Annotated in this window: 20 protein-coding genes; 18 read left to right on the top strand and 2 right to left on the bottom strand. The window is 63.2% G+C overall.

Translation table 11 applies throughout. The annotated features are described in order from the left end of the window. Positions 1–12: 12 nt before the first annotated feature. The 16 genes from F3H96_RS04330 to F3H96_RS04255 all read left to right on the top strand — a co-directional run bounded on the left by F3H96_RS04330 (position 13) and on the right by F3H96_RS04255 (position 15,655). Positions 13–348: a DUF736 domain-containing protein gene (locus F3H96_RS04330; protein ID WP_149790716.1), complete on the top strand. Its 336-nt coding sequence runs from the start codon at positions 13–15 to the stop codon at positions 346–348. Between the two features lie 2 nt (positions 349–350). Continuing rightward, a complete protein-coding gene (locus F3H96_RS04325) occupies positions 351–1,112 on the top strand; it encodes a lytic transglycosylase domain-containing protein (protein WP_149791152.1) in 762 nt (253 codons plus the stop codon). A gap of 244 nt (positions 1,113–1,356) precedes the next feature. Further along, positions 1,357–3,111 (top strand): VirD2 family relaxase/mobilization nuclease, encoded by a 1,755-nt coding sequence (locus F3H96_RS04320; RefSeq protein ID WP_149790715.1) that lies wholly within the window; start codon positions 1,357–1,359, stop codon positions 3,109–3,111. A 21-nt stretch (positions 3,112–3,132) separates the two neighbouring features. Further along, positions 3,133–5,121 carry a conjugal transfer protein TraG gene (locus F3H96_RS04315; RefSeq protein WP_149790714.1) on the top strand — a complete coding sequence of 663 codons (1,989 nt, stop codon included), beginning with the start codon at positions 3,133–3,135 and terminating at the stop codon, positions 5,119–5,121. Between the two features lie 5 nt (positions 5,122–5,126). Continuing rightward, complete coding sequence (locus F3H96_RS04310) at positions 5,127–5,564, top strand: CopG family transcriptional regulator (RefSeq protein WP_149790713.1); 438 nt, start codon at positions 5,127–5,129, stop codon at positions 5,562–5,564. Between the two features lie 366 nt (positions 5,565–5,930). After that, positions 5,931–6,914, top strand: coding sequence for a P-type conjugative transfer ATPase TrbB (gene trbB / locus F3H96_RS04305; protein WP_149790712.1), 984 nt, complete (start codon positions 5,931–5,933; stop codon positions 6,912–6,914). Beyond that, positions 6,911–7,243 (top strand): TrbC/VirB2 family protein, encoded by a 333-nt coding sequence (locus F3H96_RS04300; protein WP_149790711.1) that lies wholly within the window; start codon positions 6,911–6,913, stop codon positions 7,241–7,243. Before trbB ends, F3H96_RS04300 begins: the two co-directional genes overlap by 4 nt. Then, complete coding sequence (locus F3H96_RS04295; RefSeq protein ID WP_149790710.1) at positions 7,243–7,524, top strand: VirB3 family type IV secretion system protein; 282 nt, start codon at positions 7,243–7,245, stop codon at positions 7,522–7,524. Before F3H96_RS04300 ends, F3H96_RS04295 begins: the two co-directional genes overlap by 1 nt. A gap of 13 nt (positions 7,525–7,537) precedes the next feature. Next, complete coding sequence (trbE, locus tag F3H96_RS04290; RefSeq protein WP_149790709.1) at positions 7,538–9,994, top strand: conjugal transfer protein TrbE; 2,457 nt, start codon at positions 7,538–7,540, stop codon at positions 9,992–9,994. Continuing rightward, a complete protein-coding gene (gene trbJ, locus F3H96_RS04285) occupies positions 9,991–10,755 on the top strand; it encodes a P-type conjugative transfer protein TrbJ (RefSeq protein WP_149790708.1) in 765 nt (254 codons plus the stop codon). The genes trbE and trbJ overlap by 4 nt, the downstream gene beginning before the upstream one ends. Positions 10,756–10,764: 9 nt before the next feature. After that, positions 10,765–11,046 (top strand): putative entry exclusion protein TrbK-alt, encoded by a 282-nt coding sequence (gene trbK-alt / locus F3H96_RS04280; RefSeq protein WP_149790707.1) that lies wholly within the window; start codon positions 10,765–10,767, stop codon positions 11,044–11,046. Positions 11,047–11,049: 3 nt separating this feature from the next. Further along, complete coding sequence (gene trbL, locus F3H96_RS04275) at positions 11,050–12,411, top strand: P-type conjugative transfer protein TrbL (RefSeq protein ID WP_149790706.1); 1,362 nt, start codon at positions 11,050–11,052, stop codon at positions 12,409–12,411. Further along, positions 12,408–13,097: a conjugal transfer protein TrbF gene (gene trbF, locus F3H96_RS04270; protein ID WP_149790705.1), complete on the top strand. Its 690-nt coding sequence runs from the start codon at positions 12,408–12,410 to the stop codon at positions 13,095–13,097. Before trbL ends, trbF begins: the two co-directional genes overlap by 4 nt. Beyond that, complete coding sequence (trbG, locus tag F3H96_RS04265; RefSeq protein WP_149790704.1) at positions 13,094–14,080, top strand: P-type conjugative transfer protein TrbG; 987 nt, start codon at positions 13,094–13,096, stop codon at positions 14,078–14,080. Before trbF ends, trbG begins: the two co-directional genes overlap by 4 nt. Continuing rightward, positions 14,077–15,231, top strand: a complete 1,155-nt coding sequence (locus F3H96_RS04260) for a TrbI/VirB10 family protein (protein ID WP_149790703.1) — start codon at positions 14,077–14,079, stop codon at positions 15,229–15,231. The genes trbG and F3H96_RS04260 overlap by 4 nt, the downstream gene beginning before the upstream one ends. Before the next feature lie 136 nt (positions 15,232–15,367). Further along, positions 15,368–15,655, top strand: a complete 288-nt coding sequence (locus F3H96_RS04255; RefSeq protein WP_149790702.1) for a DUF2274 domain-containing protein — start codon at positions 15,368–15,370, stop codon at positions 15,653–15,655. A 51-nt stretch (positions 15,656–15,706) separates the two neighbouring features. On the opposite strand, the gene F3H96_RS04250 is transcribed toward F3H96_RS04255, so the two are convergent. Next, the gene (locus tag F3H96_RS04250) at positions 15,707–16,687 is read right to left on the bottom strand and encodes a LysR family transcriptional regulator (RefSeq protein WP_149790701.1); all 981 of its coding nucleotides are present in this window, start codon (positions 16,685–16,687) and stop codon (positions 15,707–15,709) included. Positions 16,688–16,822: 135 nt separating this feature from the next. Further along, positions 16,823–17,815: a class I SAM-dependent methyltransferase gene (locus tag F3H96_RS04245; RefSeq protein ID WP_149790700.1), complete on the bottom strand. Its 993-nt coding sequence runs from the start codon at positions 17,813–17,815 to the stop codon at positions 16,823–16,825. A 281-nt stretch (positions 17,816–18,096) separates the two neighbouring features. Here F3H96_RS04245 and F3H96_RS04240 point away from each other — a divergent pair, with 281 nt between their 5' ends. Both F3H96_RS04240 and F3H96_RS04235 read left to right on the top strand, forming a co-directional pair. Continuing rightward, positions 18,097–18,984 carry an AraC family transcriptional regulator gene (locus tag F3H96_RS04240; protein ID WP_149791151.1) on the top strand — a complete coding sequence of 296 codons (888 nt, stop codon included), beginning with the start codon at positions 18,097–18,099 and terminating at the stop codon, positions 18,982–18,984. A gap of 75 nt (positions 18,985–19,059) precedes the next feature. Continuing rightward, complete coding sequence (locus F3H96_RS04235; protein WP_149790699.1) at positions 19,060–20,298, top strand: MFS transporter; 1,239 nt, start codon at positions 19,060–19,062, stop codon at positions 20,296–20,298. The last annotated feature ends 88 nt before the right edge of the window (positions 20,299–20,386 follow it).

Raw genomic sequence — 20,386 nt, 5'->3', positions numbered from 1 at the left:
AAGGAGCCGTCCATGGCACAGATCGGTCACTTCTCGCGCACTCCATCCGGCTACACCGGACGCGTTCGCACCCTCTCGCTCGACCTCGAACTGACCTTTGTTCCGGCCGAGAACGCCGACGTCGAAAACGCGCCTGCCTACCGCATCCATCTTGGTGAGGAAGACGGACCTGAGATCGGCGCGGGCTGGAAGCACACGGGCGAGCGCGCCGGCGCGTTCATTTCCGTTGTGCTCGACGATCCTGTTCTTCCACAGCCTGTTCGCGCGCGTTTATTCCAGTCGGACGAAAGCGGTCGTGATTGGGGCCTTCACTGGACGCGCCAGAAGAAGCGTGACGAGCAGGATTGAGCATGACCAATTCCTGCATCTGTCGTGCGCCAAAGCGGTGCGGCGTTTGTCGCCGCATCCCGCTCTTTCTTCTTGCCGGCCTGGCTTTCGGTGGCGCGCCGGATCTGGCTGTCACGGCGCTCGCGCAGTCGACTGCAAGCGCGCCGGCGCGTCCCATCGCCAGTCATATTGCTGAGGCATCGCAGCGCTTCGGCATTCCGCGGCGCTGGATTGTCGCCATGCTCCAGGCAGAGAGCGCGGGCGACGTGCGCGCCGTCTCGTCTGCGGGCGCAATGGGACTGATGCAGGTGATGCCCGGCACCTGGGCGGAGCTTCGTGTGCGTCATAGTCTCGGTCGCGATCCTTACGATCCGCACGACAACATCCTCGCCGGCACCGCGTATCTGCGCGAGCTGTGGGACCGCTACGGCAATCTTGCCGCCATGCTCGCCGCCTACAATGCCGGCCCGACGCGCTACGATGAGCATCGCGCAACGGGCCGTCCGCTGCCGGCTGAGACGCGCGCCTATGTCGCCAAGCTTGTGCCGGCGCTAGGTACCGTACGTCCAACGAAGGGCTCGTCTGCCGTTGTCCGGCCGTGTGACTGGCGCGGCGTTGGCGTCTTTGCTGCGCGCGATCGCAGCGCGGCCCGCGCCGACCTCCTGCAGCCCCCCGGCCCAGCGGACGGTCCTCGCTTTCCCGTTCCGGCGCCATCCGAAACCCTTACTGGCGTACAGTCGAAAGGCCTTTTCGTGTCGCGCACGGCCGTGGGAGGGCAGCCATGATCGCCAGGCGCTTAGTTCGCGCTTTATCGGGGGTCTGGCGCATCATGGAGCGCGCGAGGGGAGGGGCGGGAACCGCAACCGGACGAGGGCAGGATAAAAGCGCGCACATTGCGCGGCGGGCGTGTGGCGGGGCTTACCTGGCAATCGGGCATCGCATCGCACATTGCAGTTACCCGGCCCAATGTGCGCCGACCGTCCAAAGCCTTGTATCCGCACCTTCTTTTCCACATTGCGGGACAATGCCATGACGGATGAGCGCGAGTTTCGCATTCGACCCGGCCGCATTCGCTCGACCCGCACTCAGCAGGCACGGCCTTTTATCGCCCAAGCGTTAGCCGCCGCGAAAAAAGCCGGGGGCGGCATCTCGCGCTCGGGCCGGATTGTGGCCGGCAATCGCTCTCGTTTCGGTCACGGCCAGCGCGCGAGCATCCAGGCCAACCGCCTCATTACCTCGCGTTCGCGCGGCGCAGTCGTCAAGGCGCGTGTCGTCCGGCACGCCGGCCGCACTGCCCCGCTTGGAACGCACCTGAGTTATTTGCGCCGGGAAGGCGTGACCCGGGACGGGGACAAGGCGCGGCTGTTCGGACCGGATATGGAAGACGTCGACGGCGACGCCTTTGCCGCGCGCCTTGAAGGCGACCGGCATCACTTCCGCTTCATCGTCTCGCCCGACGAGGCCCTGGAGATGGTGGACCTAAAGTCCTTTGCGCGCGACCTGGTTATGCGGATGGAAAAAGACCTCGGCACGCGGCTCGACTGGGTGGCGGTCGATCACTGGAATACCGAACACCCGCACATTCATCTGATCGTGCGTGGTATTCGCGACGACGGCCAGGACCTGGTCATCTCTCGCGATTACATCAAGGAAGGCATGCGCGATCGGGCGCGCGATCTGATCACCCAGGAACTTGGACCGCGTACTGACCTGGACATCCGGCGTGCCCTTGAGATCCAGGTCCATATCGAGCGTTGGACGCAACTCGACCGCCAGCTCCTGCGCGATGCCGGCAACACCGGGATCATTGACCTGGCTCCTGACTCCCACACGCAGCCTGATGAATATCATGCGCTCAAGGTCGGGCGCCTGCGCAAGCTCGAGACCCTCGGTCTCGCCGATCAGATCGGGCCCGGCCAGTGGACGATCGATGACAGGGCCGAGGCGACGCTTCGAGAGCTCGGTTTGCGCAGCGATATCATCAAGCGCATGCACAGGGCGCTTGCCGAGCGAGGCATCGAGCGCGCCTCAGCCAGTTATGTGCTCGCGGCGGAAAGTCTTGATACGTCCATTATCGGTCGACTGGTCGACCGCGGCCTCGACGACGAACTGAGCGGCACCGCGTATGCCGTCGTCGATGGCGTCGACGGACGCACGCATCACATCAGGCTCGCCGATCTGGATGCAGCCGGCGACAGCGCGTCGGGCTCGATCGTCGAGCTGCGCAAGTTCGATGATGCGCGCGGCCAGCGTCGGGTCGCGCTCGCCGTCCGCTCCGATTTCGATGTGGAAAGGCAGGTTACGGCCTCCGGGTCGACCTGGCTCGATCGACAGAACCTTGCCCGAGAACCTGTCGCTCTGGCCGCAAGTGGCTTCGGCGCCGAGGTCCGCGATGCGATGGAGCGGCGGGCGCAATATCTGGTCGATCAAGGGCTCGCTGAGCGGCGCGGACAGCGGCTCGTCTTCACGCGTGACCTGCTTGAGACCCTGCGCCGTCGCGAGATCGAGACGCTTGGCAAGAAGCTTGCGGCCGATACCGGGCTGCAATTCAAACGAACCGCCAGCGGAGATTATGTCGCGGGCACATATCGCCAGCGCTTCGCGCTCACCTCCGGTCGCTTCGCCATGCTCGAAGTCATCAGTGGGGATAGGGGCCTTGGCTTCCAGCTCGTCCCCTGGTCGCCCTCGCTCGAAAGGCAACTCGGCCGGCACGTCTCCGGCGTCGCCCGCGATGGTGGAGGCATCGATTGGAATTTTGGCCGCAAGCGCGGTCTCGGTCTCTGACGACAATAAGAGGACCTTGCCATGTCCGCCACGAAAATCCTCTGGGGCCAGATCCTTACCGTCTTCCTGATCGTCCTGTTGACGACGTGGACGGCCACGCAATGGATCGCATGGAAGCTAGGCTTCCAGCCCCAGCTCGGCCCGCCCTGGTTCGAGCTCGCGGGTTTGCCCATATACCATCCGCCCGCTCTTTTCTGGTGGTGGTATTTCTACGACGCCTACGCTCCTACCGTCTTTGTGGAAGGCGGCTTGATCGCAGTATCCGGCGGCTTCCTCTCGATCATTGTCGCGATAGGCATGTCGGTGTGGCGAGCGCGCGAAAGCAAGAATGTCTACACCTATGGTTCGGCGCGATGGGCCGGCAGGAGGGAGGTGGAGAGTGCCGGTCTGCTCGGCGCCGACGGCGTCGTGCTCGGGCGCTACGATCGCTACTATCTGCGCCATGACGGGCCTGAGCATGTGCTGTGCTTCGCACCGACCCGATCCGGCAAGGGTGTGGGCCTGGTGGTGCCCTCGCTGCTGACCTGGCCTGGCTCAGCGATCGTCCACGACATCAAAGGCGAGAACTGGCAACTCACCGCCGGTTTTCGGGCTCGGCACGGCCGCGTTCTTCTCTTTGACCCGACCAATTTCAAATCGTCGGCATACAATCCCCTGCTGGAAGTCCGCCGCGGCGAATGGGAGGTCCGCGACGTCCAGAACATCGCCGACATTCTGGTCGACCCCGAAGGGAGCCTGGAGAAGCGCAACCATTGGGAAAAGACCAGCCACGCTCTGCTGGTCGGCGCGATCCTGCACGTCCTCTATGCCGAGGAGGATAAGACGCTGGCCGGCGTGGCGGCCTTCCTGTCCGATCCCAGGCGGCCGATCGAGTCGACGCTGGCCGCGATGATGAAGACGGCGCATCTCGGGGCGAGCGGCCCGCATCCCGTTATCGCAAGTGCCGCGCGTGAACTGCTCAACAAGTCCGACAATGAACGCTCGGGCGTGCTTTCGACCGCAATGTCCTTCCTTGGTCTCTATCGCGATCCCGTCGTCGCCGAGGTGACCCGGCGCTGCGACTGGAGGATTGCCGACATCGTCGGCGGCAAGCGACCGGCAACGCTTTATCTCGTCGTGCCGCCGTCCGATATCAATCGGACGAAGCCACTGATCCGGCTGATCCTGAACCAGATCGGCCGCCGCCTGACGGAGGACCTGCAATCCAAGGCAGATCGGCATCGGCTGTTGCTCATGCTGGACGAGTTCCCGGCACTTGGCCGGCTCGACTTCTTCGAATCCGCCTTGGCATTCATGGCCGGCTATGGGCTGAAAGCCTTTCTCATCGCGCAGTCGCTGAACCAGATCGAGAAGGCCTACGGTCCCAACAACTCGATCCTCGACAATTGCCATGTGCGCGTGAGCTTCGCCACCAACGATGAAAGGACCGCCAAACGCGTCTCAGACGCGCTCGGCACGGCAACCGAGATGCGGGCGATGAAGAACTATGCCGGTCACCGTCTGTCGCCCTGGCTCGGACATCTCATGGTGTCGCGGCAGGAGACCGCACGCCAGTTGCTGACCCCAGGCGAGATCATGCAGCTTCCGCCGACCGACGAGATCGTGATGGTGGCAGGCACGCCGCCGATCAGGGCCAAGAAGGCGCGCTACTACGAGGATGTCCGTTTGCGGGAGCGCGTACTGCCGCCGCCCGAACTGACGCGATCAGAAGAGGCCCATGCTGACGACTGGAGCCTGCTGCCGTTCCTGCCTAGCCCTGAAGGCACAGAAGATCCAGGCACACCTCTTCGAGACGCCGCAGGTCCGGCTGGATCGGAGCGGCGTCTGCAGCCGGAACTCGATCGTGCGCGGCCAGTCGACAAAACGCCTCCGATGGAAAACGAGTTCGAGATCGACCCCGCCGACGATGGCGACGACGATGACGCCATTCGCAATCGACGCCTGGCACGTCTCATGCAGGGTGTGGCGCGGCAGGTTTCTCTCGATCCCGATGACGGCATGGAGCTGTAGACGCCATGACCACCCGCAAAAAGAAAGCGCAAATCTCTGTCTATCTTGATCAGCCGATCATGAGGATGCTTGCCGACTATGCGGCCCGGCGCGATCAATCCCAATCCATGATCGCGGAGGCCGCCATCGCTTCGTTCCTGTCGCCGGATGCGGACGAACGTCGTGAGGCAGCGATCGCCAAGCGCCTCGACCAGGTCGATCGGCGCCTTGCCCGGCAGGAGCGCGATGTCGGCATCGCGGTCGAGACCCTGGCGGTGTTCGTCCGCTTCTGGCTCGCGACCACGCCTGCCCTGCCAGAGCCCGCGGCGCAGGCCGCGCGCGCCAAGGCAGCCGAGCGCTACGAGGCCTTCGTCACGGCCCTCGGAAGGCGCCTGGCCAAGGGGCCGAAGCTGCGCCAGGAGATATCGGAGGATATCGATCCGAAGGAAGCCGGAGGGATCTAGGCTGGTTCACGCCGGACTGGCAGCGAGCCATATGTTCTCGGTTTTTGTTCAGTCGGTTTACGATTTTCAAGATTTGCGGCGATGATCGCCGCAGATTTGTATAGTTGTAAACCATGGCACCGACGTGGCTCCGATGCGCATTGAAGGATTGGTCAGGTGCGTTGCGCGGCCGCCCGTATGTTCCGGTCAATAGGGCCATCGTGGGATGTATCGGCGCTAAGATGAAACGCCATCGCCGATTTCCTGTATTTACGCGCTACACTTCTACTACGACCGAAACTTGTTGAACCGGCCTGATTTGCGGCTTTCTTAGTCATCCCCAACCGGGGAGCAGTTCGTCGCGTCCCCTTCAGCATCGGGGACGGCATGACTACTCACCACCATCGAGCAGAAGCGATCCAGCGCGGCGCCCGCATGCTGAGGACGGCGCTCGGGCCCGCCATCGGTCGATATCTGGAGGACCCCGGTGTTGTCGAGGTGATGCTGAACCCGGACGGCCGGATCTGGGTTGACCGGCTGTCGGAAGGGCTAGTGGAAACGGGCGAGACGATGTCGGCCGCCGATGGCGAGCGCATCGTGCGGCTTGTCGCTCATCATGTCGGCGCCGAGGTGCATTCGCGCTCGCCCCGCGTTTCTGCCGAATTGCCGGAGAGCGGCGAGCGTTTTGAAGGGCTGCTGCCGCCTGTCGTCGCGGCGCCCGCGTTCGCGATCAGGAAACCCGCCGTCGCGGTGTTCAAGCTCGACGACTACGTCGCCTCCGACATCATGACCGCCGACCAGGCAGCAATCCTTCGTACAGCCGTAGCGTCCCGCGCCAACATCCTCGTTGCGGGCGGCACTTCGACCGGCAAGACGACGCTGACCAACGCGCTGCTCGCCGAGGTGGCGAAGAGTGCCGATCGGGTCGTGATCATCGAAGACACGCGCGAGCTGCAGTGTGCCGCGCCGAACCTCGTTGCCATGCGCACGAAGGACGGCGTCGCCACGCTCTCCGATCTGGTTCGGTCCTCGCTGCGCCTGCGCCCGGATCGCATTCCCATCGGCGAAGTCCGGGGGGCCGAAGCCCTCGACTTGCTGAAGGCATGGGGAACCGGACATCCGGGCGGCATAGGAACCATCCACGCCGGCTCCGGCATCGGGGCGCTGCGCCGCCTTGAGCAACTCATCCAGGAAGCCGTCGTCACGGTTCCGCGCGCCCTGATCGCCGAGACCATCGACCTCGTTGCGGTCCTTGCCGGTCGTGGCTCCGCGCGACGGCTCGTCGAACTCGCCAGCGTCGAAGGGCTCGGGCCGGGTGGCGACTATCGCATCATACCAGCCGTAACCAGCTTGCAAGGAGAACCCGAATGATCCAACGCGCCCTTCGCTTTCGTCGCGATCTCGCGGCGGCCGCCGCTTTGATGACCGTCAGCCTGCTCATGGCGCCCGCCGCCCATGCCTCTGGCTCATCGATGCCCTGGGAACAGCCGCTCGAAAAGATCCTCCAATCGATCGAAGGACCGGTCTCCAAGATCATCGCCGTCATCATAATCATCGTCACCGGGCTGACGCTCGCCTTCGGCGACACATCGGGCGGTTTCCGCCGGCTGATCCAGATCGTGTTCGGCCTCAGCATTGCATTCGCGGCATCGAGCTTCTTCCTGTCGTTCTTTTCGTTCGGCGGCGGGGCGCTGATCTGATGGCGACCGCATTCGAACAGCTCGATCTGGTGCCGGGATTTTCGATCCCGGTCCATCGATCACTGACCGAGCACATCCTGCTTGGCGGCGCCCCACGCTCGATCGCCATTCTTAACGGCACACTTGCCGGCGCGGTCGGCCTCGGCCTGCGCCTTTGGCTGGTCGGGCTCGCCATCTGGGCCATCGGCCATTTCGCAGCGGTCTGGGCGGCCAGGCGTGATCCGCTCTTCGTCGAGGTGGGCCGCAGGCATCTGCGCATTCCCGGTCATCTGTCGGTTTGAGGGAGACGTGCCAATGATGAACCTTGCCGAATATCGCCGCACCGCCAGCCGCCTTGCCGACTATCTGCCCTGGGCCGCGCTCGTAGGCCAGGGCGTGGTGCTCAACAAGGACGGCAGCTTTCAGCGCAGCGCGCGCTTTCGCGGTCCCGATCTCGATTCTGCAGTCGCGGCCGAGCTGGTTGCCGTTGCCTCGCGTATAAACAACGCCTTGCGCCGCCTCGGATCGGGCTGGAGTATCTTCGTCGAGGCACAACGCACCGAAGCTGCTACCTATCCGGACAGCACCTTTCCCGATCCTGCCTCAGCGCTGGTCGATGCCGAGCGCAAGGCCGACTTCGAGGAGGCCGGCGCGCATTTCGTGTCACGCTACTTCCTGACTTTCGTCTATCTGCCGCCGGCCGAGGAAGCCGCACGCACAGAAGCCTGGCTCTACGAGGGCCGCGAACGATCCGGCGTCGATCCTCACGAAATCCTGCGCAGCTTCATCGATCGCACAGATCGCGTGCTCGCGTTGCTCGACGGCTTCATGCCGGAATGCGATTGGCTCGATGACAGCGAGTCCCTGACCTACCTCCACTCGGCGATCTCCACCAGGCGGCACCCCGTTCGCGTTCCCGAGACGCCGATCTATCTCGACGCGCTGCTGGCCGACCAGCCGCTTACCGGCGGCCTCGAGCCGCGCCTTGGCGACCAGCATCTGCGCATCCTCACGATCGTCGGATTCCCGACCGCGACCACGCCCGGCCTGCTCGATGACCTGAACCGGCTGGCCTTTGCCTATCGTTGGAGCACGCGCGCGATCCTGCTCGACAAGACCGACGCGACGAAAATGCTCACACGCATTCGCCGGCAATGGTTTGCCAAGCGCAAGTCGATCGCCGCGATCCTGAAAGAGGTCATGACGAATGAGGCGTCGGTGCTTGTGGATACCGATGCGGCGAACAAGGCCGCCGACGCAGATGTGGCCTTGCAGGAGCTCGGGGCCGACGTCGCCGGCATGGCCTATGTCACGGCCACGATCACCGTCTGGGACGCCGATCCCCGCGTCGCCGACGAGAAGCTCCGCCTGGCCGAAAAGGTCATCCAGGGCCGCGACTTCACGGCCATGGTCGAGACGGTCAACGCTCTCGACGCCTGGCTCGGCTCGCTGCCTGGACATGCCTACGCCAATGTCCGTCAGCCTCCGATCAGCACTTTGAATCTCGCCCACATGATCCCCCTGAGTGCCGTGTGGGCGGGGCCGGAGCGGGACGAGCACTTCGAGGCGCCCCCCCTGCTTTATGGCAGAACCGAAGGCTCGACCCCGTTCCGGTTTTCTTTGCATGTCGGTGATGTCGGCCACACGCTCGTCGTCGGTCCGACCGGCGCCGGCAAGTCCGTGCTGCTGGCGCTCATGGCGCTGCAGTTTCGGCGCTACCAGGGCTCCCAGGTCTTCGCCTTCGACTTTGGTGGCTCGATCCGTGCGGCCGCGCTCGCCATGGGCGGCGACTGGCACGATCTCGGCGGCGGTTTGACCGAAGGCTCGGACAACTCGGTTTCCCTTCAACCGCTTGCAGGGATTCACGACACCTATGAACGCGCCTGGGCGGCGGACTGGATCGTCGCCATCCTCAGGCGCGAACGCGTCGAAATCACGCCGGAGTCAAAGGAGTACATCTGGACGGCGCTGACCTCGCTTGCTTCCGCTCCGGTCCAGGAGCGCACCATCACCGGCCTCAGCGTGCTCATCCAATCGAACGAGCTCAAGCAGGGCTTGCGCCCGTTCTGCGTTGGCGGTCCCTACGGTCGGTTGCTCGATGCAGAGTCCGAACATCTGGGCTCGGCCGACGTGCAGGCGTTCGAGATCGAGGGCCTTGTAGGTACGGGCGCGGCGCCGGCCGTGCTGGCCTACCTGTTTCACCGCATCGGCGACCGGCTCGACGGGCGACCGACGCTGCTGATCATCGACGAGGGGTGGCTCGCCCTCGACGACGAGGGTTTCGCGGCACAACTGCGTGAATGGCTGAAGACGCTGCGCAAGAAGAACGCTTCCGTCGTCTTCGCCACCCAGTCGCTCAGCGACATCGACAACTCTGCCATCGCGCCCGCCATCATCGAAAGCTGCCCGACGCGGCTATTGCTGCCAAACGAGCGCGCCATCGAGCCGCAGATCACTGCGATTTACCGCCGCTTCGGGCTCAACGACCGGCAGATCGAACTCCTCGCGCGCGCAACGCCCAAGCGCGACTACTACTGCCAGTCCCGGCCCGGCAATCGGCTATTTGAACTCGGCCTGTCGGAGGTCGCCCTCGCGCTCTGCGCCGCGAACTCCAAGTCAGACCAAACGCTGATCGCCAGCCTCATGGCCGAACTTGGTCGCGATCAATTCCTGGCAGCCTGGCTTCGGGCCCGCAATGTCAGCTGGGCCGCCGATCTTCTTCCCAACGTCCCGACGCGCATGCCTCAGACCGAAAAGGAGACCCAACCATGACCCCCCGCCGTTCCCGTTTGCACGCCATCGTCTTGGCAGCCACTCTATTCGCGCCGCCGCTCACGCTGTCGCCGATGCTGATGACGCCTGCGCACGCGCTCATCGTCTTTGATCCCACGAACTATGCGCAGAACGTTTTGCAGGCCGCCCGCGCGCTGGAGCAGATCAACAACCAGATCACCAGCCTGCAAAATCAGGCGCAGATGCTCATCAACCAGGCCCGCAACCTCGCAAGCCTGCCTTATTCCGCGCTCCAGCAGATCCAGCAGAATGTCCAGCGTACTCAGCAGCTGTTGGGTGAAGCACAGAACATCGCCTTCAACGTCCAGCAGATCGATCAGGCATTCAGCAGCCAATACGCCAGTGTGTCGATGTCAGCGACGGATCAGCAACTCGTCGCGGACGCGCGCACCCGCTGGCAGAACACGGTCGGCGGACTGCAGGACGCCATGCGGGTGCAGGCTGGTGTGGTCGGCAACATCGACACCACCCGCACTCAGATGTCGACGCTGGTCAGCCAGAGTCAGGGCGCGACCGGCGCGCTTCAGGCAACACAGGCCGGCAATCAGATCCTGGCACTCCAGTCGCAGCAGTTCTCTGACCTGATCGCGCTCATTTCGGCCAATGGCCGTGCGGCTGCACTCTCCGATGCCGAACGCGCGGCCGCAGCCGCTCAGGGGCGCGAGCAGCGCCGCCGCTTCCTGGCGCCGGGAAGCGCGTATCAGCCCGGCAACGCGCAGATGTTCAGCAGCGGCAATTGAGGTGGGCTGATGGATGTCAGGATGCTGGCCCGGTTGGGCGCCATCGCCTTCGTCGCCGTTGCCATTACGGTGACGGTGATTGAGCTGAGCCGCAAGGACGAGCCATCCCCCTTGCCATCGGGATCCCTCCGTCAGCCTTACCGCGATCCGCTGCGGGAAGGCCAGCGCTGGTGCCAGCAGCTTGGCTTGAAGGCGGCCGAGGATTCCAAGTGCCTGCGCGTCTGGGCCGAGACCCGCGATCGCTTCCTCGGCCGGGCGCCCGACACTTCGCGCTCTGCCGAAGGGCGGTGACGCATGGGCGGTTCGGGCGTCATCGACAATTTCCTTGGGGTCTTCACCCGCTACATAGACTCGGGTTTCGGCCTGCTCGGCGGCGAGGTGGGCTTCATCGCCACGACGCTGATCGTCATCGACGTCACGCTCGCCGCCTTGTTCTGGAGCTGGGGCGCGGATGACGATATCCTCGCCCGGCTCGTCAAGAAGACATTGTTCGTCGGCGCCTTCGCCTATCTGATCTCCAACTGGAACAATCTCGCGAAAATCGTCTTCGAGAGCTTTGCCGGCCTCGGCCTGAAGGCGAGCGGCACCGGCTTCTCGGCCACGGACCTCATGCGCCCCGGCAACGTGGCGCAGACCGGGCTTGACGCCGCACGGCCGCTGCTGGAATCCATCTCCGACCTGATGGGCTGGGTCGCCTTCTTCGAGAATTTCATCCAGATCGCCTGCCTGCTATTCGCCTGGGCGCTGGTCATCCTCGCCTTCTTCATCCTGGCGATCCAGCTCTTCGTCACCTTGATAGAGTTCAAGCTGACGACGCTCGCAGGGTTCGTGCTGATCCCGTTCGGACTGTTCGGCAAGACCGCCTTCATGGCCGAACGCGTGCTTGGCAACGTCATCTCAAGCGGTGTCAAGGTGCTGGTGCTTGCCGTCGTCATCGGCATCGGCTCGACGCTTTTCGGCCAATTCACGCAAGGTTTCGGCGATCGGACGCCATCCATCGACGACGCCATGACAGTGGTGCTCGCCGCCCTGTCGCTTCTGGGTCTCGGCATTTTCGGACCCGGCATTGCCTCTGGTCTTGTTTCCGGCGGGCCGCAGCTCGGTGCCGGCGCTGCGATCGGTACCGGCCTCGCGGTTGGCGGTGCAGCCCTTGCGGCCGGCGGCGTCGCGACGCTGGCGGGGAGGGGAGGTGCCTCAGCCGTTTCGGGAGGCGCGGGCGCCATGCGGGGCGGAGCGGTCGTGGTTGGTGCCACGTCGACTGCTTATAGCCTCGGCTCGCTCGGGCAATCCGGCGCCGCCGGCGTCGCGTCAGGCTTGGGCGGAGTGGCGCGCGCGGCCGGCGCGGCCGCCGTCTCGCCGCTCAAACGCGCTGCACGGCGTACTTCCGAAGGCGCAAGCTCCGCTTCGTCCGATGGCGCCAAGGCGGTGTTCGCCGCGACCGGTGGCTCCTGGACCCTGGGAACGTTGGGCCACGATGCCAACGCCTCATCGCCGCGTCAGATGTCCGCGGCCGATAGCCCGCCCGCCTGGGCGCAGCGCATGCAGCGCGGCCGGCATTTAGGCCATGGCGTCAGCGCTGCCGCGCACGCGGTCCGATCCGGCGACGGCCACGGCTCCGGCGCATCCGTCAATCTCTCCGAAGGTGACCGTTCATGACCCCTTTCAAGCGACCTGCCGCGCACTACGGCAAGACCCCTCAGCCAGAGACGCCCTACCAAAAGGCCGCACAGGTCTGGGACGAGCGGATAGGCTCGGTCCGCGTCCAGGCCAGGAACTGGCGGATGATGGCCTTCGGATCCCTGGTGCTCACGGGGGGCTTCGCCATAGCCCTGATCTGGCAGTCCGGGCGAGGGACCGTCGTGCCCTGGGTCGTGCAAGTTGACAAACTTGGCCAGGCGCAGACGGTCGGGCCTGCGACGGCCGATTACCGGCCCACCGATCCGCAGGTGGCGTGGCATCTGGCTCGCTTCATCGAGCAGGTTCGCGCGATTTCCGCCGACCCCGTCATCGTTCGGCAGAACTGGCTGCGCGCCTACGAGTGGACGACCGATCAAGGTGCGGCGGCTCTTAACGACTACGCTCGCGCCAGCGATCCGTTCGCACGGATCGGCAAGAGCCAGGTCGCGGTCGAAGTCTCCAGCGTGATCCGCGCCTCGCCGGATTCCTTCAGGGTAGCCTGGACAGAGAGGCGTTACGAGAACGGCCAGCTCTCCACCACCGAGCGCTGGACCGCGATCCTGACCATAGTGGTGCAGCCGCCGCATGATGCCGACCGGCTCAAGGCCAATCCGCTGGGCATCTACATCAACGCCATCAACTGGTCGCGGGAGATGAGCCAATGAACCGGCCGACGATCCGCAAAGGCGGAACTCCTTCTCTCGGCAAATTGGCAATTTCGGCGATCGTGCTTTCCGGCGCGACCCTTGCCGGTTGCGCCACGCCGCATAGGCCGCCGCAGATCAGCTACGATGCCAGCGTGCCGCCACTGCCCGCGCTGCCTGCCGCCATTGCCGAAGACCGGCCGCGGCCGCTGCACATCCCGCCGGCCTGGATTCCCGCGCGCGGCGGGAATGCGGCCACGGAGCCGATCGCGCGCGTCGAGAATGCCAACGCCGCCGCCCGGGTCCAACCGCGCCGTGAGGGTTACTACAATGCCATCCAAATCTATCCCTGGTCGGAAGGCGCGCTCTACCAAGTCTATGCAGCGCCTGGGCAGATCACTGACATCGCGCTTGAGCCCGGTGAGAGCCTGACCGGGACCGGCCCGATCGCGGCGGGCGATACCGCCCGCTGGATCATCGGCGACACCGAGAGCGGATCGGGTGTGACTCGGCGGGTTCATGTGCTGGTCAAGCCGACGCGGGCCGACATCACCACAAATCTGGTCATCACGACCGATCGCCGCACCTACATGATCGAGTTCCGCTCCGGCCAGAAGCCTTACATGCCCGCTGTCGCCTGGACGTATCCATCGCAGCCCGCCGGGCAGCGGCAAAGCGTTCCGACGACACCGATCATCCCTGCCGCCGCCGCGCGCAACTATCGCTATCGCCTAAGTGGCGACAACCCGCCATGGAAGCCGATTTCCGTCTACGACGACGGCAGACGGGTCTACGTCGAGTTTCCGCGCGGCATCGAGCAGGGCGAGATGCCACCGATCTTCATCATCGGGCCCGACGGCGAGGCGCAGATCGCCAACAGCCGAATCTACCAGCACATCCTGATCGTGGACCGCCTGTTCGGCGCGGCCGAGCTGCGCCTCGGCGGCGGCAAGCACCAGCAAACCGTCATGATCGCTCGTACCGATGGAAGGCCATCCTCATGAGCGAGAATAAAACGAATCCCGGTGCCCCGATGCGGCTTCGCCCGGAACCGCCGCGCGTCACGCGGCTCTCGCGCAAGGTGCTCGCCGGCGTCGGTTTCGCCACTGCGCTGGGAGTGGGTGGCGCGCTGATCTATGCCCTTCAGACGCGTGCCACGGGCGATGACGGCAAGGAACTCTACTCGACCGCCAACCGGCAAACCGCCGATGGTCTCTCCGGTCTGCCGCGCGACTATACCGGCCCGATCCTTGGCCCGCCTTTGCCCGGCGATCTTGGCCGACCCATGCTGGACGCACAAAACAAGGGGCAGCCTGTTGTTCCAACGGCCATAGCAACGCCCTCCGTCGATGAAGCCGAACAGCGCAAGCGGGCCGAGGAAGAGGCAGCACGCACCAGTCGTGTTTTCTTCCAGACAGCGCCGGCCGCCACGACAACGGCCGGAACGTCTGGCGGAACGAGCGCCCCGAATCTCGCCGGCCTCGATCTCAGCGGCCAACCCGGCCAGCCGACCGCGCAGGATCGGCAACTTGCCTTCCTCAACGCCTCCGTCGATCGACGCACCATGGCCCCCGATCGGGTGGCCCCACCAGCCTCACCCTATGTGCTTCAGGCCGGCGGCGTGATCCCAGCCGCGCTGATCACTGGCATCCGATCCGACCTGCCTGGGCAGATCACTGCGCAAGTGACGGAGAATATCTATGACAGTCCCACCGGCCGGATTCTGCTCGTGCCACAAGGTACGCGCATCATCGGCCAGTACGACAACAACGAGCAGTTCGGGCAGCGCCGGGTGCTCCTGGTGTGGAACAGGCTCATCTTTCCCAATGGGCGCTCCATTGTCCTCGAGCGCCAGCCGGGGGCTGACATGCACGGCTATGCCGGGCTTGAGGATGGCGTCGATTACCATTGGTGGGAATTGGCGAAAGCCGCGGGCCTGTCGACGCTCCTTTCCGTCAGTGCCGAGCTCGCGGTCGACGATGAAGACCGGCTTCTGCGCGCCATCCGCAATGGCGGCCAGGACACCATCAATGACGCCGGACAGCAGGTCATCCGACGCCAGCTCAATGTCGCGCCCACCCTGACCATTCGACCGGGCTTCCCGGTCAGGGTCATCGTCACGCGCGATCTCGTGCTCGAGCCCTACCGAGGTTAACAAGAATGAGCAATTTGGAACCCGGCCTGATCACAGACGACAAAGCTTTAAGAGCCGTTTTGGACATGGCGGCGCGCGGCGATGCAGGTCATCTGGAGAGTCAACAAATCTTGGTCTCGCAAGAAGGAGCCGAAGCATGTCGGAACTGAGGCTCGGTCGGCTGCCGAAAGTCGGCGTGGTGCGCGTGACGGTCATTCTGCCTGAGCCCCTGATGGATGAGCTGGACCAATATGCGGCCGAGCACAGCCGGCTTTATGAGCCCGTTGATACCGCGGCGCTGATCCCCCACATGCTGGAGGCCTTCGTCCGCTCCGATCGCGGCTGGCGCAGCCGTAAGGCGAAAGCCAGTTCTGGCCGCCAGCGCGAGGCGTCTCTGGTCCGGGGGGCGAGGCGGAGCGATATCGAGGGTGAAGGCTCCGCCTGAGCCCCCGAGTCGTCGGAGATACATCCGGGAAGAACCTCTCGACAGATGCCTCTATCGTCCAGTGGAGGGGAGGGCCGCAGGCGAAACCACGACGGCCTCCGCTCTGCCGGCGTCACCCGGAACTTGATGAGCTGAAGTTGCACCTACAAGGTTTCTTGCCGCCCCAACCAGCCGAAGCAGAGCGCGCTTTGGATTTGATTCCAGCCAGATTGCAGTGATCGAACTGACGCTGTTTAGCCCCTGAATGGGTTTCCACACTGTGGAGGCGATGGTCACGGCCCTCGCGAAGCTTTCTCCTGCCAGGGTCGCGCCTTGACCGAGTTGCACCATGAGGAAGACCGTCGCTTCACTGGCGTGGCACATTTGAATGGTCGGGCCGCCAGCAGCGACGATGTGTTCGAGAAGAAGCAGATCCTGAGGCGATCCTTCCGAAGCGACGGAGACGAGTAGAGACATGTCTGCAAGGTCTGTCCATGCGACAGCCGGCTTCTCGGCGAGTGGGTTGGTGGCCGGCAGAAGAACGAATAGGCGCTCATGCCCAAACGTCTCGCTGCGGCAAAGCATGCCGGCCTCGAGATCTTGGGTGAAGATAATGTCGAAACGCCGACGACGGATGGCCGCGAGGCACTGTTCGCGGGGGATGTCCTGGATGGCCACGTTGACGTCAGGATGCAAATGGCTGAACCGATCGACAAGGCGCGCCAGGAAAGCTCGCCCCATAAGGGCGCACAATCCGATCCTGAGCGTCTTCGCATCCTGGTGGCCACGCCCATACTCGCCAAGGGCATCTTGCAGGCCTTCATAATGTGCCCGAACGACATCGATCCAGGCCCGGCCCGCTTCGGTCAGCCGGACACCATGCACGTCGCGATCAAAAAGCTGCGTGTCCAGGAATTGCTCAAGAGCGACGATATTGCGGCTCACGCTGGATTCCCGCACCCTGAGGGCCCGTGCTGCCTGCCTGAGGCTGCCGTGGTCTATCGCCGCAAACACATAATTCAAACGGCGGAATGCGTGGTTGGTCCGTGTCACGGCTTACGCGCCTTGCGGATATCGTCTCCGGGTCACTTCCATGTCAGCCCCATAGCGATCGGGCTGTTCTCCGGACACCTTGCAGTCAGAATGCGCAAAAACCATCGGCCCTGCGGCGGCGTGCATTCCACAATTTCATATCCTGGCCGCGATTCCGTCTGAAAGCTTGCGATCCAGGCTGATTTCGTAGACATATTCGTGCGGAATGGCAGGGGCCGCCATCTGCGAGAGGTACAGGCTGAGATTTTCCTTGCTGTTGCTTGCCGCAAGGCTGCAGAAATTTCCGCTGTTCCAAGTCATCTCGCAATGCCTGAAATGCGCGCTCACTGCACGGGACATCTCTTCCAGCGTCACCTCATTGTTGAACATCGTGTTGAGGACAGCGGTCTTCTTTCTCTCGATTTCGTCTTGCGGGAAGTACCGCGACTTGAACCCATAATCCTTCTGTTGTTCGCGGCGCATGTAGTCATTTTCATCTGCCGCCCGGAATTTTTCGACGAAGACAAAAATACCCCCGTCCTTGAGGTGCTGCGCCACGAACTCGATCTGCTTCGATCTGTTCGGCGAATACATCTGGAAGGTCGTGTCCTCCAGGATAAGATCGAACCCGGGAGCGAACTTTGCCAGCCGGCGATCGGATCCCAGGGCGTCCTTGGTCAACCAGTGGAACGGACCGATGAAAAACTCGGCGTGGGGTGGCTCACCATATGCCATGAAACACTTGTAGTTCTCAGGGTTCGGACTGCATGACAGGGAGAGAATTTGTCCGCCGGAGAATTCGGACAATGTTCTCGCCATGGTTCCTTCCGCCGTTCCCAGGCTGTACAGCGACAGCGGAGCGCCGCGCTGTCGGGCGTAGTTCAGCACGGCGTGGGCCATGCGGCACTCCTCTTCCAGCCTGTAGGGAATGCTGCCGTGATAGTGCTGGTCGAAAAAGCCTTGCCGGTTCGCATGCAGGCCAACCAGATCGCGAAGGAGGTCATCGCTCGGCAGTAGGCGGGCATCGGCCACGGGTCTGCGGATCGGCATGCCGCTCTTGCCGGCGGCGGTCGCCGCGAAAAAGCCGGTCATTTCGTTGATCCGTGGAGCACGATCGCACTCGGCCAGGAAATCGTCGAGGTCCCGCATCGCAGTAAAGCCTCCCACACCATCCAGCTGGTGAGACGCCAAGACCTCGACAGGGGAAACTCTCACTAACATAAGAGTAATCTAATATTCAGACTGTCTTAAGTATTGGCTGAGGTGACTGGTAAGTCGGCATGACGCGGGCCGCTTTCCTTCGATTGCGTTTTTTTTACTAAAGTCACATCTTCTACCAACTCTGAGTTATTTGTGACTTGTCCGGCAACCCATGGTTATGCACAAGGGCGAATGCAAGCTATTCGCTAGTAAGGAGTCCGCTTCGTTTGGTGGAGACTTTTTGCCTCGACCCCAACGAGATTCGTCCCTCGCAGCACCAGACGCTGACCCACCAGCATGACAGTTGGGGAAACGTGCGGGCAGATTTGATTAAAAGGACGGGCCTGGAGCGCCAGGAAACAAGGATCTCGCACGGGCGGCATATGTTCTTGATGAACCTGAAAGGGGCGGCGCGCCGTGGCGAAGACTTCGTCGACGGGCGCCGGATTCGCTTCGCGCCGCGTCAGCCCGGCTCGATAATCTACATTCCCGCACATAGCGATTGGACGGGATGGGACGAGGGCGACGCGACTGCGTCATACCTGCTTGTTTCGATTGAGCGTGAATTCGCTGATCAGATGTTCGACGGAATGCCGAGCGGTCGCAGGACGGAACTGCCGCCGTCGATCGGATTTCGAGACAGCACCATAGAGATGGCGCTGCAGAAGATCGCCATTGAGCTCAAGCAGCCCGATCCAATCAGCGCGACGATGGTGGAAAGCCAGGCTACGCAACTTTTCGTGAAGATGATCCGGTCGAACGGCATCCCGCATGAGCCTGCAAAAGGCGGTCTGTCGTCCTTCGACCTCAAGCGCGCCGTCGCAATGATCGAATCATTGTCAGATGCGAAACCTACGCTGAGCGATTTGGCAAAAGAGATTGGGGTTAGCCGTTTCCATTTCTGGAGGGCCTTCAAGCAATCGACAGGCATGACGCCGCACGCATTCATCGCACGGCGCCGGTTGGAACGATCCGCGGCTATGCTGCGCTCGACCCGCTTGTCGGCGACGGAAATCGCGCTGGAATGCGGTTTTGGAGGCTCGAGCCATTTCGCGAACGCCTTCAGGCGGGCTTTCGGTACGACCCCCACCGAATTTCGCCGCCGATGCAGGATCTAGACCGAGGGCGGGTGTTTCCCAGCAAGTATTCGAAAACGCCTGCGTTGCTGTAAAGCATGCCGCGCGGAAGACGGTATGACCATCGGCGATCAGCCGGGATGGGTCTTCATGTCAAACGTGGATCGAATACGTCGTCCGTTGGGGCGGTCTGACCCGTTGAATCCTTTGGTCGGATTCCTCGCCAGCACGCTGTCGGCGGCTCTTGCGCGAAACGGCTACTACATCGCATCCGCCTGGATACTCGTCGAGCGGGGCTACGGAAGCGCCAGCGTTGCGATTTTGCTCGCCATCGTCAGCGTCGTCGAATTCGTCGCTAGCCCTCTGGTGGGTCTTGCGGCGGATCTGTTTGACCGGCGACGATTGAACATCGCGGCAGACCTCGCTCGATGCGTGCTCATGCTGGCTACCGCTCGCGCGCTCCTCTATTTGGACGTGTTCGTGACGATCTGCCTGTCGGCGGCCCTGTTTTCGTCCTGCGACCGTGTCGCGCTTACAACCTCCCAATCAATGATCCCAGGGATGGCGCGTGGCCGCGATCTTGTGGTCTCAAATTCCTTGGTCTTCTTTGTCATGCAGTTCGGCAATCTCGGAGCAGCGCTGGTTGCAGGCCCGTTGCTGCGTGACCGCTCGGCAGCCCTGCCATTTGTTGTTCTTGCTGCCTGCTTTCTTGTTTCAGCAGGTTTCCTGGCTTTGGTGCGGCTGGATCCGGTTTCACCCGATGTTCGGGTTGCCAAGTTCTCCGGAACCCAAATCGGCAGGCGCCTGTTTCGACTCAGCGCCGTCTACGCGCTTCTCTATGCGAGCGCCGTGCTCATCAGCGTCATGGGATCGAGTTTCGTCTTTCAAGAGATGAGGGGCACCGCCGTGGATTTCGGCCACCTTGAGGCAGCCTGGTCGGTGGGCTCGCTGATCGGCGCGGCTTCGCTCTTCCGTATTGAACAAGCGATAAGCGCTCATGCACTGCATCTCGTGCTTTTAGGTTTGACGGCGCTGGCACTCATGACGCTGACAAGTCTGTCCGGGCACTGGACGGTGATCGTTTTTGCCGCGCTCGGATTTCTCTACAATCTTGGGCGGGTCAGCGTTGAAGTCACATTGCAGTCGCGTGTATCAGCTAGTCTGTTGGGCCGAGCAAAAGGCGTGATGCACAGTGTGGCCGTCCTGCTCGCATTGTTCGTCTTCGGCATCGTCGCCCTTGTAGGAGATCGAACATTTCCCTCGACCATCTTCTTCAGCTTCGGAGTGGTGGTTCTCATCAGTATTCCTGCATTGAGCGCCGGTGTCGTTCAATTGGAAGAGAAGGGTAAATCGTGAGGTGGAACAACTAGCAGCAGGGGCAGACGCGAAGCAGGCCGTCCTCGGGTCGCTTGCCGCCCTCTATCCTTGGACGCGGCCCTTTTAC

It is taken from the genome of Mesorhizobium sp. NFR06 (assembly GCF_900115245.1).
GTDB lineage: Bacteria > Pseudomonadota > Alphaproteobacteria > Rhizobiales > Rhizobiaceae > Mesorhizobium.
Note: the sequence above shows the minus strand (reverse complement) of the source record. Positions and strands in the feature narration are given on the sequence as shown.

What these genes read in the sequence shown, in the direction of transcription:
- trbE (WP_149790709.1), top strand. Translation starts at nt 7,538, where the DNA reads ATGATGAACCTTGCCGAATATCGCCGCACCGCCAGCCGCCTTGCCGAC.
- F3H96_RS04315 (WP_149790714.1), top strand. Translation starts at nt 3,133, where the DNA reads ATGTCCGCCACGAAAATCCTCTGGGGCCAGATCCTTACCGTCTTCCTG.
- trbL (WP_149790706.1), top strand. Translation starts at nt 11,050, where the DNA reads ATGGGCGGTTCGGGCGTCATCGACAATTTCCTTGGGGTCTTCACCCGC.
- F3H96_RS04235 (WP_149790699.1), top strand. Translation starts at nt 19,060, where the DNA reads ATGACCATCGGCGATCAGCCGGGATGGGTCTTCATGTCAAACGTGGAT.
- F3H96_RS04245 (WP_149790700.1), bottom strand. Translation starts at nt 17,815, where the DNA reads ATGCGGGACCTCGACGATTTCCTGGCCGAGTGCGATCGTGCTCCACGG.
- trbK-alt (WP_149790707.1), top strand. Translation starts at nt 10,765, where the DNA reads ATGGATGTCAGGATGCTGGCCCGGTTGGGCGCCATCGCCTTCGTCGCC.
- F3H96_RS04295 (WP_149790710.1), top strand. Translation starts at nt 7,243, where the DNA reads ATGGCGACCGCATTCGAACAGCTCGATCTGGTGCCGGGATTTTCGATC.
- F3H96_RS04260 (WP_149790703.1), top strand. Translation starts at nt 14,077, where the DNA reads ATGAGCGAGAATAAAACGAATCCCGGTGCCCCGATGCGGCTTCGCCCG.
- F3H96_RS04325 (WP_149791152.1), top strand. Translation starts at nt 351, where the DNA reads ATGACCAATTCCTGCATCTGTCGTGCGCCAAAGCGGTGCGGCGTTTGT.
- F3H96_RS04300 (WP_149790711.1), top strand. Translation starts at nt 6,911, where the DNA reads ATGATCCAACGCGCCCTTCGCTTTCGTCGCGATCTCGCGGCGGCCGCC.
- F3H96_RS04330 (WP_149790716.1), top strand. Translation starts at nt 13, where the DNA reads ATGGCACAGATCGGTCACTTCTCGCGCACTCCATCCGGCTACACCGGA.
- trbF (WP_149790705.1), top strand. Translation starts at nt 12,408, where the DNA reads ATGACCCCTTTCAAGCGACCTGCCGCGCACTACGGCAAGACCCCTCAG.
- F3H96_RS04310 (WP_149790713.1), top strand. Translation starts at nt 5,127, where the DNA reads ATGACCACCCGCAAAAAGAAAGCGCAAATCTCTGTCTATCTTGATCAG.
- F3H96_RS04320 (WP_149790715.1), top strand. Translation starts at nt 1,357, where the DNA reads ATGACGGATGAGCGCGAGTTTCGCATTCGACCCGGCCGCATTCGCTCG.
- trbB (WP_149790712.1), top strand. Translation starts at nt 5,931, where the DNA reads ATGACTACTCACCACCATCGAGCAGAAGCGATCCAGCGCGGCGCCCGC.
- trbJ (WP_149790708.1), top strand. Translation starts at nt 9,991, where the DNA reads ATGACCCCCCGCCGTTCCCGTTTGCACGCCATCGTCTTGGCAGCCACT.
- trbG (WP_149790704.1), top strand. Translation starts at nt 13,094, where the DNA reads ATGAACCGGCCGACGATCCGCAAAGGCGGAACTCCTTCTCTCGGCAAA.
- F3H96_RS04255 (WP_149790702.1), top strand. Translation starts at nt 15,368, where the DNA reads ATGTCGGAACTGAGGCTCGGTCGGCTGCCGAAAGTCGGCGTGGTGCGC.